The organism is Paenibacillus sp. S33 (assembly GCF_053615415.1).
Genome location: NZ_JBSIEZ010000001.1, coordinates 135,955 through 152,370 on the forward strand (window position 1 = coordinate 135,955; position 16,416 = coordinate 152,370).

Below are 16,416 nucleotides of genomic sequence, written 5' to 3' on the forward strand. Positions count from 1 at the left end.
CCGGTATAATAAGGTGATTATGTATTGAATGGCGGAACCATTGGAGGAAATGGCATGGGAGTAAAGCATGGGCGTGAGTATGAACAAATTTTGAACGATTTGACAGAGGCTGTGGGGCGCATCCCAGATAGCTATGAATTTTTTGAGATGGAAGCAGAAGATTGGGACAGGCTGGACCCGGCGGGACGTCAGGAAGTCAATGAAGCTTTGGCAGAAGACTTATTTTATGCACTGGGTACAGAGCCCACAATCACTGTAGGGAGTAGCGTTGTGATCTATGAGCCGGAGCAGCATCGCATCTATGTACTTATTGGGGACGAGGAGCTGACGTCAGTCCCTTTGATTTGAGGTCCGTCTTATGGATTTATCAACGGGGCCGTGGTAATATGTACACCAATATATCGTAGTTTTGGCCGTATTTAAGCGGTCGAAAGGCTTCCGTATAAACGGGGAGGAGTTCGTAACATGCCTTTTACACAAGAAGAGATTGAAGCACATCTGGAGAAACTGGAGGGCTGGGAACTGGAGGAAGGACGTTGGATCGTCCGAAAATATAATTTTTCCAGTTTTATGAAAGGGATTGCATTCGTGGATGAAGTTGCCGCTATATCTGAAGCATTCAATCATCATCCATTTATTACGATTGATTATAAGACCGTGACTCTGCGTTTGACCTCTTGGGACGACGGCGGTATTATGGCCGTGGATATTAAGGAAGCCCAACAATATAATGAAGCTTTTGAAAAAATGCGCAGCAGTCATTGAGCTTGTAATGATCTGTCGTATGATGATAGAAGCGCCTTCGCTATACAACATCGTGGTTGTATGCCGAAGGCGCTTTTATCATAGAATCTGGGTTGGGTGCTCGGGACGATATACCATACAATAAAATGGTTTTTTGCCATCAGGAGTCTGGCGTTCATAGGTATCTGTAAGCTCAAATCCAGCCGCCTTGTAGGCCCGGATAGCGCGCTCATTCCAAGTGAGCACCTCTAGATCAATTTCATTCTTCGGGTTGCGTCGTTGAGCTTCCTCTGCAATGGCACGGACAAAATCAGAGCCTTTGCCATGTCCGCACCTGTCAGGATGCATTCCAAGACCTAGCCGGGTCACACCGATCATAGGAAAATATTGAGCAAATCCTGTTAGCTTGTTCTCTTCATCCAGTACGGCAACATATTGCTCTTGGCGAAGCGTGGGACTTCCAAATTCGACTTCAAGCGCCTTCATTTGTTCCCAGGGGAGCCAACCATATATGTTATAAGGTGGATCATAGTGCCACTCACAGATTGCAGCCGCTTGATGCTCGTCCATCGGTACGATCCGATAGTTGGATATTGAGGCCGGCATGTGTTCCATCCTCCTTTTACACAGGTACTTCAATCATTAACAACAGATTGTAGACAAGTTGCAGAGGAATGGCAAGCGTGTTTATTTCATACCTAAGTCGGGTATACATTCAATAAGAAGGAATTACTGCTCATATGCTCCCCCAGCGGTGACGGTAAAACCGACGATGTTCGCTACAATTGAAACCTTTTGAGGTCTCAGTTCGTCAGTAAAGATAATAATTGCTGATGTTGTGGACATAAAAAACCGCAATTCGATTCCGGCCAGAATCAAATTGCGGCTAGGGTTAGCTTGCTGTGCGTTAGTTATTCTACGTTATCGTCATCAGGAATGTCTGAAGCTACAGAATGGTAAGCGTCTGTGCTCATAATTCTTTTTGCACCGACATAGCGGTTAGCGTAATAATTTTCGTTCAGTGAGCTAACTACTACACCACGTGAAGTCGAGGAGTGGGCAAATTTCCCTTCACCTACGAAGATACCTACATGGGAAATGCCTCTTCCTGTGGTGTTGAAGAACACCAGGTCCCCAGGTCTCATTTCATCGCGGGATACAGAAGATCCCATTTTGAATTGTGATCCTGATTGATGCGGAAGTTTAATTCCCAGTTTGTTGTATACGTACATTGTGAAGCCGGAGCAATCGAATCCCTCGAGTGTAGTGCCTCCGCTTCTGTAGTTCGTTCCTTTGGCATCTTGGATGACCTGGTCCATCTTAGAGTCTGCATATGCACTGCCGCCACCGAATGTAAAAGATGTAAAGGCAATGGCAAGACCCATAGCTGCGATCGTTAGCTTCTTCTTCAAAAAAAATATACCCCTTCCAATGCCTGCGAGGTTAGCTTAAGGATTCGGTAGAAGGTTCCCCTATGACCACTCTGTTGCGAGATCAATTCACCCAAACTGGTTCCCCCGCTTCCTAGGTGCCAGGAATTAGGCTTAACTTAAGATGTGCACCTTGGAGAGCAGTATTCACAGAAACGTTATTTTTGAGATAAAGGTTACAATAAAGATTACAAAGTTGTTACTATCAGTTCACTGCGATTATTGTAACAAAGACGGCTGGCTTTGGCAAATGTTTCATTGCAAAAAGTTACAAAAAAAATCTGCTCCTAATGTCCCAGGAACAGATCTTGTTAACAGTATTCAGTTATGTGTCGTTTGCGCGAGTATGAATCAAGGTTTTTCGACAGACGGAAATGAAGTAAAAAACATAAAGGCAGGGCTTAGCTTCTACTAGAGATATCGGTATGCCATAGTCTGTACTGCGAACTGATATGCCACAGCCTGACCAGACTAGTAACAAAATGATACGATTGCTGGAGAATGAGCGCCAGCATGCCAGTCCAAATCATCGCCACGGTGCCAAATAGACCGAAGACCAGCAGCACACAAGCACCGAGCAAAAGGGATATACCGACAGCTGGGAGGAGCTGGCGAAAGAAGGCGAGCAGGGACGATAGTATGGCGTGACCACCGACAGTACCCAGTTGCATATACAGGATGCACTGCCGAATGAACCATCCGTATGCCATCCATCCAATGACATAGGGCAATAAATGCAGCAGATAAGAGGAAGATTGAAGTGCTCCTGCTACAATAGGGTAGAGTCTCGGTACTACCCAAAAGGCGGGAAGCAGCAGCAGTCCCAACTCGATGGTGTAATACAACAGCGACGACATGCCATGGCGTTTCATACCCTTGAAAAAGGACAGGCTTTGCGGTTCAGTCGCATCGGTATGCAGACTTTGATATATTCCGGCTCTAATGAAGGGAGTGATCAGTATGCGTAGTACAGTCGCCCCTAGTAGTATCCACAAATACACATGTACTTCCCGGCTGTCCATCAGAGCAATCTGGCTCTCCATCCAAAATAAGGTCTGTCCCAGCTCGTTCTGACCCTGATCAGGATAACGGAGCAATAGCGGGATAACGGCAGACTGCACCAGCCGATAGAGAAACACCCCCCACAGTAGTCGATACAGAAATAAAATGATAACGATATAGAAACGTATGCGCACCAGCGCCCAGCCCTCTTTTATAACAGTCCGCATCTATAGACACCTCACCATGACAGACTTCCAAGCAGTGTCTCCAACAGCTTGGTTACACTTATACTCCAACGGGTTTGTTGCTTTTCGTCCAATTCGGCTTTTAGGCTATTGTTAATATGCTTGTTCTCCAGTGCAATGGTATATAAGGGATCAAGGGTTACATGGGAAACGGGAGAAGTACTTTTGATCCGAAAATTTGTACTTTTGCCCGCGCCGTCCCAAGCCTTGAATATCGTGGTACCTTCCTTGAAGGTAAATTGGACAGGGATCTTGGGATAATCCGCCCCTTTTTTGCTGACCGTCACGACTGCTTCATATCCATTCTCCAGCTTGTGGTTTGTGATGTGATCCACTGAAAAGTCCGCCATCTGGCCGTCATATACATACTGTTCAAAATAGTGGCTCCATGAGCGTCCGGTGACTCTCTCCACGATACGTTGAAAATCCAGTGAGGACGGATGCTTGAATCGGTACGTCTGGACGTAGGTCCGCATAATGCGATCCATTTTTTTCATACCCACCTGACGTTCAATGCCCCGTAGGACCAGCTTGCCTCGAGAGTAGGCATTTTGCGCGTACTCAGCAGCTGAGCCGTACTTCCATGACTCACGGTTTAGCGGCTGTGGGGAGGCTACCTGTCCCGATTGTAATGGCAGGTTGGGGGTAAGCCCATATTCTTGCTCCATAAGCCGCTCCTCAGCATAGGAGGTGAAGCCTTCATCCAGCCACGGCTCCTCAAATTCATTATTGGCTACCATTCCGTAGAAATATTGATGTCCAATCTCATGAACTAATGTCCGTTCCAGACTATAGCCAGGATTCAGATTACCCGCAGCAGCGGCCGTGATGAGTGTCGGATACTCCATACCGCCGGCTCCATTGCCTGATTTGGGTGGAACCACGATGGATAGGGTGGAATATGGATAAGGCCCGTACCATTTGCTGTAGTACGAAAGGGCGGCCTTCGCTGCGCTCATATAGCGCCCTTTGAGCTCCTTGTGCGACGGGTCAAGGTAGAGCTTGATTTTGACACCAGGGACTTCAGCAGAAGAAAAGGGTTCTTCTACGGTTACAAAGTTGGGTGAAGCGGACCAGGCAAAATCGTGTACATCATCGGCATAAAATTGATATATTTTTTGGCCGTTCTGTCGGACGGCACCACGGGTGGGAAATCCGGTCGCTGCTACGATATGAGTTTCAGGCACCCGAATCCGTACGCTGTAAATTCCAAAATCGGCATAAAACTCGGAGTTACCATGATACTGGTGGAGGTTCCAGCCCTCCTCGGCGCGTCCACGCTGTCCTGCAGTCTCGTAGACGCTTAGCTTCGGGAACCACTGTCCTGCCATTACAAAATCATCTGTCGCGCCCATACGAGCGAAGATGGCGGGCAGTTTTACCTCAAACTTCATATATAATGTGATTTCTTCGCCACCTCGTACCGGCTTGGGTAGACGCACCTTCACGAGCGAACGGTCGCCTGCGTTACCGTCATCTGGCTGCACATATTGGATGCGGTGCATGAGAGATAAACCGTCTTCTGTTTTTAGTTCAGTCAGCGTCATGGAGCCAAAGCCGTCTTTGGGCATGGTGTCTCCGCGCAGCTTTCCACCGGATTCCTTCATAAAGGTAGTTTCCATGGAAGAAAAGGCATTCGGGTATAGATGAAGATACAGATCATTCACGGTTTTCTTGCCCGGATGCTTCCAGGTCAGTGTCTCAGTGCCTCGCAAAACCTGTCCTTTTTCCAGAGACACATCAATGTGGTATTCTACCACCCTCTTGCTGAGGATTTCTGTAGCGGGCTGTGGAGGGTTCTTGGGCAGGTCAGGCACGATGTTTGCCCCTAGAGGCTTGCCCATATTTGGGGCAAGCGCAGACTCAGACAGGGAGCCGTATAGTGGTTGGCCTATGGACTGCGGGTCGGATTGCGGTTGGGGCTGCCAGGCAAACCATAACGTCCCTGCGAGGAGACCGAGGGCTAGTGTAGACAATAAAACGATTTTAGTGCGTGCTGGGGTCATACAATGGATACCTCCCGTTGACAAGCATCTACAGCATGTATATGTTTGCTTTCAGGAGATTATTAGTTAAAATATTTATAGTGTAGAATGAGTGTGAAGACGGAAAATGGAGGTCTAGTGACGCATGAGTGAAAATCAGCCGGACGGCAAAAAACAGATTGCACTGAACATTGTCAGTGGCAAGAGTAAACATAAGGGTTTCGGCGCAGGCTCAATCGACCTGAACAGCATGTCTCCGGTTATCATTGACCGAGGAGAGGCGAAAATTGATATCGGTGCCATGCATGCCAAAAGTAAAGTAGAACGTGGTATCAAGTTCTCTACGAATAAAGAGGATGTACCGAACGGACGCCAAGTATGGCTCGTATGGGTAGCCGTGGATCGTACGCCCGAAGGGCGTATGTACGGCGGTGCCACCGCCTGCGAGATGCTGATTGACGACGAAGCCAAACGCGGCTGGAAAATCCTCGCCGATCACGTCAATCGTATGGATTATGCGCTCAAGCGTCGTTTCATGCTGGAGGATCTCGGCAGTGAAGATAAAGCAGCGCTCAAAAGCCTGCTAATTTCGCATAACGAGGAATGGTGGGACGCTTCGCCTGAGGAATTGAAGCAGGCGCTGGAAGGATAGGCCCAGCGTTAACGCAGTAATAATATTGTAAAAAAGCAGCCACATCTGAACTGCACCCCATTTGTTAGACACGACTAACAATGGAGGTGCAGTTTTTTGCCTAAATTCAGTTTAGATGAGAAATTGGAGGCCATTCGTAGGTATCAAAGTGGTACTGAGGGAGTCAAAAGTATTGCACAATCATTAGGGATGAATCATGAAGCTTTACGTATGTGGATTAGGCAATACGAATCTCACGGGGTAAAAGCTTTTGAAAAAACCTATACAGCTTACTCCACGGCATATAAATTAGACGTACTCAACTATATGAACGAGAATGGGACGTCTCCGAATGAAGCAGCTGTCATTTTCAAAATTTCTTCACCTGGAGTCATTAGGAAATGGCGTAGTCAATTCAATGAACATGGAATAGACGCCCTGAATTCAAAGAAAAAGGGGCGTCCACGCATGACAGATAAGAATAAAAACCTCACAAAGAAGCAAGAACCTGCCAAGGATTCAATGGAGGCTCTACAAGCTGAATTAGAACGTTTGCGTATGGAAAACGCCTATTTAAAAAAGTTGAATGCCTTAGTTCAAAACAAGGAAAAATCACCAAACAAGACAAAGCGCAAGTCGTCTATGAATTAAGGCATGAGTTCCCGGTGGTTGCATTACTAAAGCTCGCTGAAGTCAAACGTAGCACCTTTTATTATTGGGTCAAACAGTTGGGTAAGCCAGATCCAGACGCGGGTCTGAAACTCCTTATCCAATCTATTTACGAGGAACATCAGGGGCGCTATGGCTATCGTCGTATCCGTGACGAACTATTTAATCGGGGGCGCCGAGTTAATCATAAGAAAGTGCAGCGTATTATGGTCGAATTAGGCTTGAAATCGGTAGTGCGTATGAAGAAATATCGTTCCTATAAGGGATCAGTGGGTAAAGTTGCACCCAATGTACTCGATCGTAATTTTCATTCAGGCAAGCCAAACGAGAAATGGGTTACCGATATTACGGAATTTAAGTTGTTTGGAGAAAAGCTTTATGTATCCCCTGTTTTAGACTTGTTTAACGGTGAAATAATCACCTACACAGTAGGGGCTCGCCCCACTTATTCCTTAGTCTCCGAGATGCTGAATGAGGCATTTAAACGCTTATCCGAAAAGGATAAACTGCTCCTGCATTCGGATCAAGGTTGGCACTACCAGATGAAGCAGTATCAACACGCTTTAAAGAAACAAGGAATTACCCAGAGCATGTCTCGTAAAGGAAATTGTTACGATAACGCTGTAATGGAAAACTTCTTTGGCATCATGAAGTCAGAGTTTCTTTATCTAAATAAGTTTGAAAGTGTAGATCACTTCAAGCAAGAACTAGAGCAATACATTAATTACTACAATCACAAGCGCATCAAGTCAAAATTAAAAGGCATGAGCCCGGTACAATACCGAGCTCATGCCCAACTGGTTGCATAAAAATAGTTGTCTAACTTTAAGGGGTCACTTCAATCTGTGGGCTGCTTTTTTTTTATTGCGAAGGGTTTAAAGAGTTTTGAACTTACAATGAGTTATACTAAAGGTGCTTTTTCCTATGAGAAGCAACCAAATTAGAACCTTTATTTAAGCTTTGTGTTACCTTTAGTTGTAAGCTTTAAGACCTCATAGAATATGTACTGGACAAGTAAAATAGCAGAGGAAATCAGTAAAATATTTGAAGAAAAAAACTGTATTTACGTTATAAAATGAGCTATACTGAGGTAAGAATAGTAAAGGAGTCGTGCGTCAACACGGCTCCAGCATACAACAACTGCATAAAGAACAGTCGGCCGGGTAAGATAAGGTCGGATATAGACCGCATTCCTTAGTCAGAGCGGTCTATTTCTTTTTCACGTAGGTAAGCAATGCCAGAATGAACATGCCAAACATGATCATCAAGGAAATCGCGTCTTTAACCTTTATGGGCATCACCTCCCTTCGGGGAGACTAGCCGACCGCCCTTTTAGCCGGGTTCTTTTACGACGGTAGCGCCTTGACATCCTGAACAGGCATTCACTATAATTCAGATAGAAATCGCTTCCACTCTTCTTTTTATTTATTTTGTGGAACCGGTTCCTTGAAATGTGTAGTTAAGTCCCATTCACTGTTTATGAATGTAATCTCTAAATAAGGTGGCATCGTTATGTTTAAATGGTTGAAAAAGAAGGCGACTCCTCGTATTGAACAATTCGACATGGTAGCACCAATCAAAGGAAAAGTGGTTTCCCTTGAAGAGGTTCCAGATCCTGCGTTCTCCACGAAGGCAATGGGGGAAGGTATCGCTATTCATCCAACTGAAGGTAAAGTGACTGCTCCTTTCGCGGGTAAAGTCGTTCACGTGATGGAGAAAAGTAAGCATGCTCTGATCATTGAGCATGAATCCGGTGTACAAATTTTGATACATGTCGGGATTAATACAGTTTCCCTCAAAGGACAAGGGTTTAACCCTCACGTTCAAACAGGAGATAACATTAAAGCAGGGCAATTACTGATGGAGTTTGATCTAGACGCGATTCAACAGGGTGGCTTGCCTGTAATTACTCCGGTAATCGTTCCAGACGGGCAAGAGATGATCAGTCATGTGGAAATCTTGGAAGGTACATCTGCCTCTCCAGAAGTCCCCGTATTAAGAGTTCACTTAAAGGCCTAGTTCTCATTCAGAAAAGACTAACCAGGAATTCCTGGTTAGTCTTTTCTTTAGATAATTCACTGACCGGTCAAGGATCGGTATGACCATGTGTTCAAAAGCTAGGATTCACATATTTCAGATATCCGCTGATTACAATTGCCTTCGTACAGCCCTCCATGAAAGCAGATCACTTTTTTAATATTATATGGCAGCAGGTTTTTAAGAGATTCTTTGGCCATATTGAAATCACAGCAGTATTGTGGGTCTGGAGCCAATAATTTGCCGCTTACCACGCGTAGAGCATCTCCTGCAATCAGGGTTTGACTGGATTTATGATAGAAACTTAGGTGTCCTGGTGTATGTCCAGCAGTATCTATAACTACGATCCCCCCACAGAAGGGTAATTCCTCCCCGGCAACGATGGTGGAGTTTACAATAGCCTTTGGGGGATTTTCAAGTGTACGCCGGAATGCGTGTCTCCACTCTACCGGAACGGATTCGGGCATGGCGCTTACAGCTTGATCTATTGCTTCTGGAGTCAGCTTTATAAGCTGTTGTTCTCCCTGTATATAAGGCTTTTCGATAGAACTGGCTAATACTTGAACTGGGGATGAAGAAGCCCGGATTATATCTGCTAAACTGCCGATATGATCAAGATCCTGGTGTGTTATTAATATGAAGGTAAGTTTATGGATTGTTAATCCGGTGCCTAGAATAGCCTCATGCAAAAGTGAGAGTTGCCCGGGGTAAGCCGTATCAACTAAAATCATGTTATCTTCGTCCCACATTAAAGTGGGATGAATACTCTCTATACTTTCCATAATGTTAGCAGAAACCTGGAGCATGTGTATTCCCTTGTCTAATTGCATCGTATCCCTCCCATAAGAGTTGATGTAATACAAAGGAATCGTATCATGAAATATAAATATGTAAACCTATATTATATCACAAAAATAATTATTTGTAAATATGTAGAATTTTAAATTTGTGTGACAGTTAGGAGTGATGACGTGAAGAAGATTTATTTTGTCAGACATGCCCAAGCAACAGGACAGGAACCAGATGCCCGACTTACCGATGAGGGTACCCGACAAGCTGAGCAGTTAGTTGATTTTATGGAGAACGTAGGTGTGGAATATATTGTGTCCAGCCCGTGGAAACGGGCCGTGCGAACCATTCAGCCCTTGGCTGAACGGAAACAGTTGCAGGTGTATACTGATGTACGTCTTCAAGAACGGGTACTTAGCCATGAGCATTTGGACCATTGGCTGGACGTGCTGGAACAGACCTATTTGGACGAGGACTTGAAGCTGGAGGGAGGGGAATCATCCCGTGAAGCAGTAGATCGAGGAATCCAGCTTGTTCAGGAGCTTATAGAGCGGGCGGAAAAAACGGTTATCATTGTAACTCATGGAGCTTTACTATCTCTTCTCATTCGACATTACGATCCGCAGTTTGGGTTTGAGGACTGGAAAAAGCTTTCGAATCCCGACGTGTATTTGCTAGAGCTGAAAGAAGCAGAAGCCAAGATTCACAGAGTGTGGAATACGGGTTGAAATAAATAAAGCACGTTCACCATAAGTGCAGAATGGAATCGAAAGGGGAGGCGCATGTTGAATGCAAACCGTTTTTTAGAATTAGAAAAGGCGTTGTTTCAAGCTTGGTCTTTGGAGTCTAGTTCTAAATGGACAGCAAATAATCCTGCGGCTGGACAATGTGGTGTCACAGCGCTTGTCGTTCAGGACAGGCTTGGCGGCGATATTTTGAGGACATGGCTGGATAGTGGCTGGCACTATTACAACCGCATTGGTGAGGACATTATAGATTTTACGAGGTCGCAATTTTCAAGCCTTCCTCAGTATCAGGATGTATACTCCAACCGGGAGGAAGCTTTTTCGGACACCAATGCAGGGCAGTATGCAGCCTTAAGTCAGAGATTAAAGGAATTTCTAAACGAAGAAGAATAAGGGGATTTAAATCTGGATGCAGTCATAAAGACGTGATTTTTGAACCTGATCCAATGGAAGGTACTTTTTGTTGCCCAATATACATTAAAGAGCTGAGTAATCAGTAAAATTCTTGAAGATAAAAGCTGTATTTACGTTATAAAATGGGCTATACTGAGGTAAGAATAGTAAAGGAGTCGTGCGCTAACACGACTCCAGTATACAACCACTGCTTAAAGAGCAGTCGGCAGTAGGGTCCAACAATAGACCGTTACCTTGGATCGGGGCGGTCTATTTCTTTTTCATGTAGGTAAGCAATGCCAGAATGAACATGCCGAACATGATCATCAAGGAAATTGCGTCTTGAGATATTAATTACTTAATTACGTATTTTCTTGGAGAGTACTATAAAATAAACTCTAATGCAGCCAATGACCGGGAATGCTTAGAGAAGGGGGCAGTTTGGTTTTACAATTGCCCTTAGCCGAATTTAATTGCGCCTGTGTAAGAAAGATACTTCCTTCCAGATTAGCCCCACTTAAATCAGCATCTCTAAAATCCGTACCGATCAAGTCTGTCATTCTCAGATCAGCCTCTCGCAGATCAGCAGCAATCATTAAAACTCCTCTCAGGTTGGTACCTCTAAGATTAGCGCCTCTCAAATTGGCCCCGATAAGGTCTCTACTCCTGATTTTTTTACTATATTTATTGTGCTCTATGTTTTTCTTAACTTTTTCTCGTACTAACTCACTTGTTTGTAAAAGTAAATCATTGACTAACGCCCTATGGGTTGGTACATGAAGATCTATGAGGGATTTTGGATCTTGATCCGTAAGCTGCTCGGTTTTCGCCATAGCTTTTTGTAAGTCTGTATAGATGGGATGAGTTTCTTTTAAGTTAAGGGCTTCATTGAGGTAATAAAGCATTTCATGAAGCTGTTGCATGATGGGAAATATATTGAACATTTCCTCAGCTATTGCCGGATCGTCTCGCCAGCTTTTTCCCTTGTATGTAACTTGGGAAACTTTTTGACCTGCTCCAAAGCAATCATATACCGTACAGCCTCGCAAGCCGTTGTTTCTTAGATTCTTATGAATATCACAACGATAATCCGCATTTAGATTTTGACAAGGAGTTCCTCCATCCTTATTAAAAGCAAAATCAGCTGATTTTGCATAAGGCAAGGCTACACAGCATAAACCAAAACATTGTTCACAATTTGCACTATACAATAAACACACATCCTTTTACTGGCACCTATTAAATATAATATTACCAAAAAAAGATGGAGCATGGTCTATTGTTTTTTCGTAGACTTCTAGAGTCTGCTGGATCGTTTAGAGAAGAAATTTAGTCTTTTGCCAGGTTCAATTGCCACGAGACTCCGTATCTATCTTCAACCCACCCAAATTGTTGGCTTACGGGAGAGGCTTCAAGGGGCATTAGAACTCGGCCTTCCTGAGATAGCTGGTCAAACACGCTATGAATTTCTTCTTCCGAATCACAAGTGACGAATAGCGATAGAGCTGGGGTAAAAGGGTGTTTATCCTGATGGTTATAGTCTATAGCCATAAAAGTCTGCCCTTTGAGGTTGAATACGGCATGTAACACGGTCCCATCTTCCTGATGAAAAATGCTCATGATACCAGACGGCTTAAATACAGAGGTATAATATTGCATGGCTTCTTCTGCTTGACCGGAGAACATGAAAAATGTTGTGATTTTTGGACTGGAATCATGCATGAGATCAACTCCCTAGATTGTATCGTAGATGATAACATCTTTCCTCTTTTTTAATAGAAATATTCAGCATTAGAGAATTGCTTCATGAAGACGTACACACGTGAAAGGAGAAAGACAGGATGATGGACGCGACAACAAGACTTATGGATATGTTCGGCTCAGCTAAGAAACTGGATGCCAGCATCATTTCTGCCTATACGGATGTGGTTGCCCCATATGGGACAGTGGAGGATGCGTGGGAATTATATAGGCTTTTTGTAGAAGATCCCCATCATTATATCCGGGGGTTGCTCCTCCATCCGATCATGAGATGCGGGGATGTTACTTTGGCGCAGGATATGTACGAGCGTTATGTCCGAAATCAGGCATCCCCAGAACATATACCTGACGGTGTGCTGTATGCGCTAGGTTATTTGGGTTATGTGGAGGCTGCTGCTGATCTCGTCGCTTTGGTGAACGGACCGTATGGAGCTGTGTCTGTGGATGCCTGTTTGGGACTGGTACATCTTCCATGTGAACCGTATCGTGAGAAACTGGCGGCTGAATTGGAAAAAGCGCTGGATCAGAATTTGTTTAATGAATTCTTACCTCTGTTAAGCTTCAAATGCACGACTGAAGATATGATTCCGCGATTGGTACATTGGGGAGAGCAACATGCTTCCGTAGACTGTAATGCAGGAATTATTGCTGGAATCGCATTGTTTGGAGAAGGGCAGAAGGAGACGATCCGATCTATCCTGTGGAATCCGTTTTGGGAGGCTCATGGAACGGCTACAGGCAGTTGTGTGTGGTCTTATTTTGCTATGCAGCATGTAGGACTAACCTTTAGGGAGCTTGTTCAGGATATAAAAAGCTACGATACATCCAAAAAAGATGTACAGACATTGGAATACCGTTTGGACGTGCTATATGAGATGTTGGAACTAAAGCTAAGCTATACAGCTCGACCGATCCGGTTCGCTCGCAGCAATGAGGAATCATTTGGTCAGCTATATAGCGATTTGTTTAGCTGGTCTAACGAGCATCACGATGACTCTATTGTAGGCTGGATGAACGAACAGTTGGGGGTTGAGCACCGACTGTTGGATCAGTATGATGAGCTAAGGAAAAAAATCGAGATTAAAATGGTGCATGAAATTGAGCTGGAGCATGTTCGGACAGGGAGTTAATCGGGTCGGGATATAAGAGTTTTTGATGTAAAAGGACGAAATGGCGGAGTTTGGCGGCGATATGGGGATTCGCCCAGTCCGCGGGCTGATGTCCCGCATAGGATACATCAGCCTAGAACACAAGGAGTGAAACACATGTCTTTACTGCCACAAGTTCCGTTCGGAACGCAACCGGGTACTCCGGGTCCTTTCACGCCGTCAGGTCCTTCGTTTCCACAATTTCCTGATATGCAGGATTCCTTCCCATCTCCGATAGGTCCGCCACCAGGCCCAGGGCCATTTTCGCCACAGCCGTTCTCACCGCCGCCGCAGGGGCCATTCGGTCCGCAAGGTGGCCAGCAAACTCAAGCACCAACTTCCCCACCACCGCAATTTACGCCACCGAAGCCGCTGGTTTCGGCGTATGCGGTTGACCCTGGAGCCATCTTCGGTTGTTTGTTCCGCAACACGTTTGTATGGCTGACGAACGGAGAGCGTTTCTGGATGTACCCTGTCTTTGTAGGCAGGACATCCGTAGCGGGTTTTCGGTGGAGTGGACGTTTTTGGTTTTATTATGGTGTAGACACTAACCGTATTGAGTCGTTTAGCTGTTATTGGTAATAGCGCAGCTTTAGGGAAGAGCGGGGCTTAACGGGATGATGGCTGATGGCACTGTCAAGAGAGGTAATGGGCACATGAGGTAAGTGAAGCGAAAATAAAAAGACTGAGAGAGCGCTCATCGCGTTCCCCCAGTCTTTTTTTGCTATTCCATCCACCAACGTTTAAAATTGCCCCACCATGATTTCTTTTCGGCTTGTCGCTTCGCTTGGTCAGTTGGTGTTGATGCCGGTGGGTTATCTTGCCCCGACAGCGTCTCCTTCGGCTCCGTGCCGCTGACAAATACCTCCAGACGCTTATCCGGGCTGTCCGGTGCAGCCAGTTTGCCGCTGGCCGGATCAATATAAGCGCTGACTACGCCGTCGGGGATAGGAAAGATTTTGGGCGGCACATTCTCCAGCGCTTTCTCCGTATATTGCGCAAAAATCGGAGCTGCCCGTCGGGCATCCTGTGTGCTGATGTCCTTGCCCTTGTCATAGCCAACCCAGACAGCGGTGGATAGTTCGGGGGTAAAGCCGACCATCCACGCATCGGTGTTGGTCGTGCCGCTCTTGCCGGCAACCGGGCGCTTGATCAGCTTCGCGACCCGGTTGCCGGTGCCGCCTTCTTCGAACACGCCTTCCATGAGGCGTGTAAGGACATAGGCGGAGGCGGGCTTCACCACCTGCACGGGCGCGGCTTGGGGCGCTTCGTACAGCGACCGCCCGGCCGCATCGGTGATGCGCAGCACTGCCACCGGAGCCACCTTTTGCCCGCCGCTGCCGATGACCGAGAAGGCGGAGGCCATCTCGAACGGGCTGACGGGTGACACACCCAGCGCCAGCGAGGGTACGGGCTTGAGCTCGCTTGTAATGCCCATTTTGCTGGCGAGGTCCATGACCTTGTCCGTTCCCACCTTCAAAATGGTGCTAACGGCATAAATATTATCGGACGCCGCAATTGCGCGCCGAAGATCTATTTCGCCCAAGTATTTGTCTCCAAAATTTTTGGGCTTATAAGTCTTGCGGTTGTTATCGTAGTGGAACAACGTCGGTCGGCTTTCGAACTTGGACGTACTCGTCAATTCGCCGGAATCCAGCGCGCTCAGATACATAATCGGCTTGAAAGCGGAGCCCGGCTGCCGGGTTGTGGCCAGCGCATGATTATATTGATTCCCGACATAGTTCGTTCCGCCGACCATGGCCTTGACATGTCCGTTGCGCGGGTCCATGGAGATTAACGCGGTTTCCAGTCCGTTGCTGTTCTTCATGCCTTCGTTTACAGCCGCCTCGGCTGCCTGCTGCATGTGCATGTCCAGCGTGGTATAAATGCTCAGTCCGCCATGCTCAAGCACCCCTTCGCTAATCCCAAGTTGATGAGTCGCCAGCTGGCGGACGTAATCGCGGAACCAGGGAGCGGTTTCCACTGTCCGGCGCTGGCTCTCGGGCCGCAGGGCCAGCATTTCCTCATAGGCCTTGGTGGCTTCGGCCGGAGTAATCTTGCCAATGAGCGCCATGGAGTCCAGTACAATTTTCTGCCGATCCTTTGCATTTTTCATATGATTATACGGTGAATAGTAGGTCGGTCCTTTCGGAATACCCGCCAACAGGGCACTTTCGGCCAAATCCAGCTCCTTTGCGGATTTACCGAAATACATTTGCGAAGCTGCTTCAATGCCATAGGCGCCGTGACCATAGTAAATTTCATTCAAATACATTTGCAGCAGCTCATTCTTGGTGTACTTCATTTCAAGCTGTGCGGTATAAATGGCCTCCTTGGCTTTGCGCGTCCATGTTTTCTCATGAGATAAGTACAGATTCCGTGCAAGCTGCTGAGTCAGCGTGCTGGCCCCTTGCGACATATCCCAGCGGGTCAGATTAACGATTACCGCCCGGCCCAGACCTTTAAAATCAAAGCCAAAATGATCGTAAAACTTCCGATCTTCCACAGCCAGGGTGGCTGCAATCAAATCGGGTGAAATGTGATCAAGCTGGACCGGAATGGATTCTTTGCCTCCAGCAGAGAAAGTGGCGATGACTTGTCCCTGACTATCTAGCAGACGTGAATTCCGATCCGTATCCGCGAGCGGAAGGCTGGTCGTGTACAAATAGGCGAGCAGGATGCAGGCGGCGATGACCGTCAGAATAGTGAGAGACATCAGTCCTTGAAAGCATCGAAGCCAAAGCGGTTTACGCTTGGGGGATCGCCCGGTCGTATCGGTCATCATGCCACCTCCTTCCATAGTTGATGTTCTCAGTATAGTCAATCCGAAAGCGTC

General features: G+C 46.3%; 19 protein-coding genes and 1 riboswitch. Of the genes, 9 read left to right on the plus strand and 10 right to left on the minus strand.

Annotated elements, in window-relative coordinates:
* Positions 1 to 54 precede the first annotated feature (54 nt).
* Both ACWGXJ_RS00535 and ACWGXJ_RS00540 read left to right on the plus strand, forming a co-directional pair.
* Positions 55 to 348 carry a hypothetical protein gene (locus tag ACWGXJ_RS00535; protein WP_061831817.1) on the plus strand — a complete coding sequence of 98 codons (294 nt, stop codon included), beginning with the start codon at positions 55 to 57 and terminating at the stop codon, positions 346 to 348.
* Positions 349 to 465: 117 nt separating this feature from the next.
* Positions 466 to 765 (plus strand): 4a-hydroxytetrahydrobiopterin dehydratase, encoded by a 300-nt coding sequence (locus tag ACWGXJ_RS00540; protein ID WP_007428083.1) that lies wholly within the window; start codon positions 466 to 468, stop codon positions 763 to 765.
* A 78-nt stretch (positions 766 to 843) separates the two neighbouring features.
* Here the strand turns inward: ACWGXJ_RS00540 and ACWGXJ_RS00545 are convergent, their stop codons facing one another.
* The 4 genes from ACWGXJ_RS00545 to ACWGXJ_RS00560 form a co-directional block, all read right to left on the minus strand.
* Entirely contained in the window at positions 844 to 1,350 is a 507-nt protein-coding gene (locus ACWGXJ_RS00545; protein ID WP_250267132.1) for a GNAT family N-acetyltransferase, read from the minus strand.
* A gap of 305 nt (positions 1,351 to 1,655) precedes the next feature.
* Positions 1,656 to 2,156 (minus strand): C40 family peptidase, encoded by a 501-nt coding sequence (locus ACWGXJ_RS00550; protein WP_061831815.1) that lies wholly within the window; start codon positions 2,154 to 2,156, stop codon positions 1,656 to 1,658.
* Positions 2,157 to 2,161: 5 nt separating this feature from the next.
* A riboswitch (cyclic di-AMP (ydaO/yuaA leader) is annotated at positions 2,162 to 2,299 on the minus strand.
* A 276-nt stretch (positions 2,300 to 2,575) separates the two neighbouring features.
* On the minus strand, positions 2,576 to 3,403 hold the full coding sequence (locus ACWGXJ_RS00555; RefSeq protein WP_235306874.1) for a hypothetical protein: 828 nt from the start codon (positions 3,401 to 3,403) through the stop codon (positions 2,576 to 2,578).
* An 11-nt stretch (positions 3,404 to 3,414) separates the two neighbouring features.
* On the minus strand, positions 3,415 to 5,427 hold the full coding sequence (locus tag ACWGXJ_RS00560; protein ID WP_452565927.1) for a M1 family metallopeptidase: 2,013 nt from the start codon (positions 5,425 to 5,427) through the stop codon (positions 3,415 to 3,417).
* Positions 5,428 to 5,551: 124 nt separating this feature from the next.
* On the opposite strand from ACWGXJ_RS00560, the gene ACWGXJ_RS00565 reads away from it, so the two are divergent.
* Positions 5,552 to 6,058: a YwhD family protein gene (locus ACWGXJ_RS00565; RefSeq protein ID WP_010346553.1), complete on the plus strand. Its 507-nt coding sequence runs from the start codon at positions 5,552 to 5,554 to the stop codon at positions 6,056 to 6,058.
* A gap of 96 nt (positions 6,059 to 6,154) precedes the next feature.
* A protein-coding gene (locus ACWGXJ_RS00570) for an IS3 family transposase (RefSeq protein ID WP_446676224.1) occupies positions 6,155 to 7,515 on the plus strand; the annotation gives its coding sequence in 2 pieces (ribosomal slippage) (positions 6,155 to 6,611 and positions 6,611 to 7,515; 1,362 coding nt in all).
* 399 nt (positions 7,516 to 7,914) lie between these two features.
* On the opposite strand, the gene ACWGXJ_RS00575 is transcribed toward ACWGXJ_RS00570, so the two are convergent.
* Entirely contained in the window at positions 7,915 to 8,004 is a 90-nt protein-coding gene (locus ACWGXJ_RS00575) for a putative holin-like toxin (RefSeq protein WP_440723579.1), read from the minus strand.
* Between the two features lie 214 nt (positions 8,005 to 8,218).
* Here ACWGXJ_RS00575 and ACWGXJ_RS00580 point away from each other — a divergent pair, with 214 nt between their 5' ends.
* A complete protein-coding gene (locus tag ACWGXJ_RS00580; protein WP_061831811.1) occupies positions 8,219 to 8,725 on the plus strand; it encodes a PTS sugar transporter subunit IIA in 507 nt (168 codons plus the stop codon).
* Positions 8,726 to 8,823: 98 nt separating this feature from the next.
* Here the strand turns inward: ACWGXJ_RS00580 and ACWGXJ_RS00585 are convergent, their stop codons facing one another.
* Positions 8,824 to 9,573 carry an MBL fold metallo-hydrolase gene (locus ACWGXJ_RS00585; protein WP_452565928.1) on the minus strand — a complete coding sequence of 250 codons (750 nt, stop codon included), beginning with the start codon at positions 9,571 to 9,573 and terminating at the stop codon, positions 8,824 to 8,826.
* 141 nt (positions 9,574 to 9,714) lie between these two features.
* Here ACWGXJ_RS00585 and ACWGXJ_RS00590 point away from each other — a divergent pair, with 141 nt between their 5' ends.
* On the plus strand, positions 9,715 to 10,260 hold the full coding sequence (locus ACWGXJ_RS00590) for a histidine phosphatase family protein (RefSeq protein ID WP_069290786.1): 546 nt from the start codon (positions 9,715 to 9,717) through the stop codon (positions 10,258 to 10,260).
* Between the two features lie 57 nt (positions 10,261 to 10,317).
* Positions 10,318 to 10,671 (plus strand): YunG family protein, encoded by a 354-nt coding sequence (locus ACWGXJ_RS00595; protein WP_069290787.1) that lies wholly within the window; start codon positions 10,318 to 10,320, stop codon positions 10,669 to 10,671.
* A gap of 270 nt (positions 10,672 to 10,941) precedes the next feature.
* Here the strand turns inward: ACWGXJ_RS00595 and ACWGXJ_RS00600 are convergent, their stop codons facing one another.
* The 3 genes from ACWGXJ_RS00600 to ACWGXJ_RS00610 all read right to left on the minus strand — a co-directional run bounded on the left by ACWGXJ_RS00600 (position 10,942) and on the right by ACWGXJ_RS00610 (position 12,393).
* Complete coding sequence (locus ACWGXJ_RS00600; protein ID WP_322175755.1) at positions 10,942 to 11,022, minus strand: putative holin-like toxin; 81 nt, start codon at positions 11,020 to 11,022, stop codon at positions 10,942 to 10,944.
* Between the two features lie 47 nt (positions 11,023 to 11,069).
* Positions 11,070 to 11,882 carry a pentapeptide repeat-containing protein gene (locus tag ACWGXJ_RS00605; RefSeq protein ID WP_452565929.1) on the minus strand — a complete coding sequence of 271 codons (813 nt, stop codon included), beginning with the start codon at positions 11,880 to 11,882 and terminating at the stop codon, positions 11,070 to 11,072.
* Positions 11,883 to 12,000: 118 nt separating this feature from the next.
* Positions 12,001 to 12,393 (minus strand): VOC family protein, encoded by a 393-nt coding sequence (locus tag ACWGXJ_RS00610; protein WP_452565930.1) that lies wholly within the window; start codon positions 12,391 to 12,393, stop codon positions 12,001 to 12,003.
* Between the two features lie 119 nt (positions 12,394 to 12,512).
* Here ACWGXJ_RS00610 and ACWGXJ_RS00615 point away from each other — a divergent pair, with 119 nt between their 5' ends.
* Together ACWGXJ_RS00615 and ACWGXJ_RS00620 are read left to right on the plus strand one after the other, a co-directional pair.
* On the plus strand, positions 12,513 to 13,562 hold the full coding sequence (locus ACWGXJ_RS00615; protein ID WP_452565931.1) for a hypothetical protein: 1,050 nt from the start codon (positions 12,513 to 12,515) through the stop codon (positions 13,560 to 13,562).
* A gap of 135 nt (positions 13,563 to 13,697) precedes the next feature.
* A complete protein-coding gene (locus ACWGXJ_RS00620) occupies positions 13,698 to 14,162 on the plus strand; it encodes a transporter (protein ID WP_452565932.1) in 465 nt (154 codons plus the stop codon).
* A 142-nt stretch (positions 14,163 to 14,304) separates the two neighbouring features.
* Here ACWGXJ_RS00620 and ACWGXJ_RS00625 read toward each other — a convergent pair whose 3' ends face one another.
* Positions 14,305 to 16,362 (minus strand): transglycosylase domain-containing protein, encoded by a 2,058-nt coding sequence (locus ACWGXJ_RS00625; RefSeq protein ID WP_452567845.1) that lies wholly within the window; start codon positions 16,360 to 16,362, stop codon positions 14,305 to 14,307.
* Between the last annotated feature and the right edge of the window lie 54 nt (positions 16,363 to 16,416).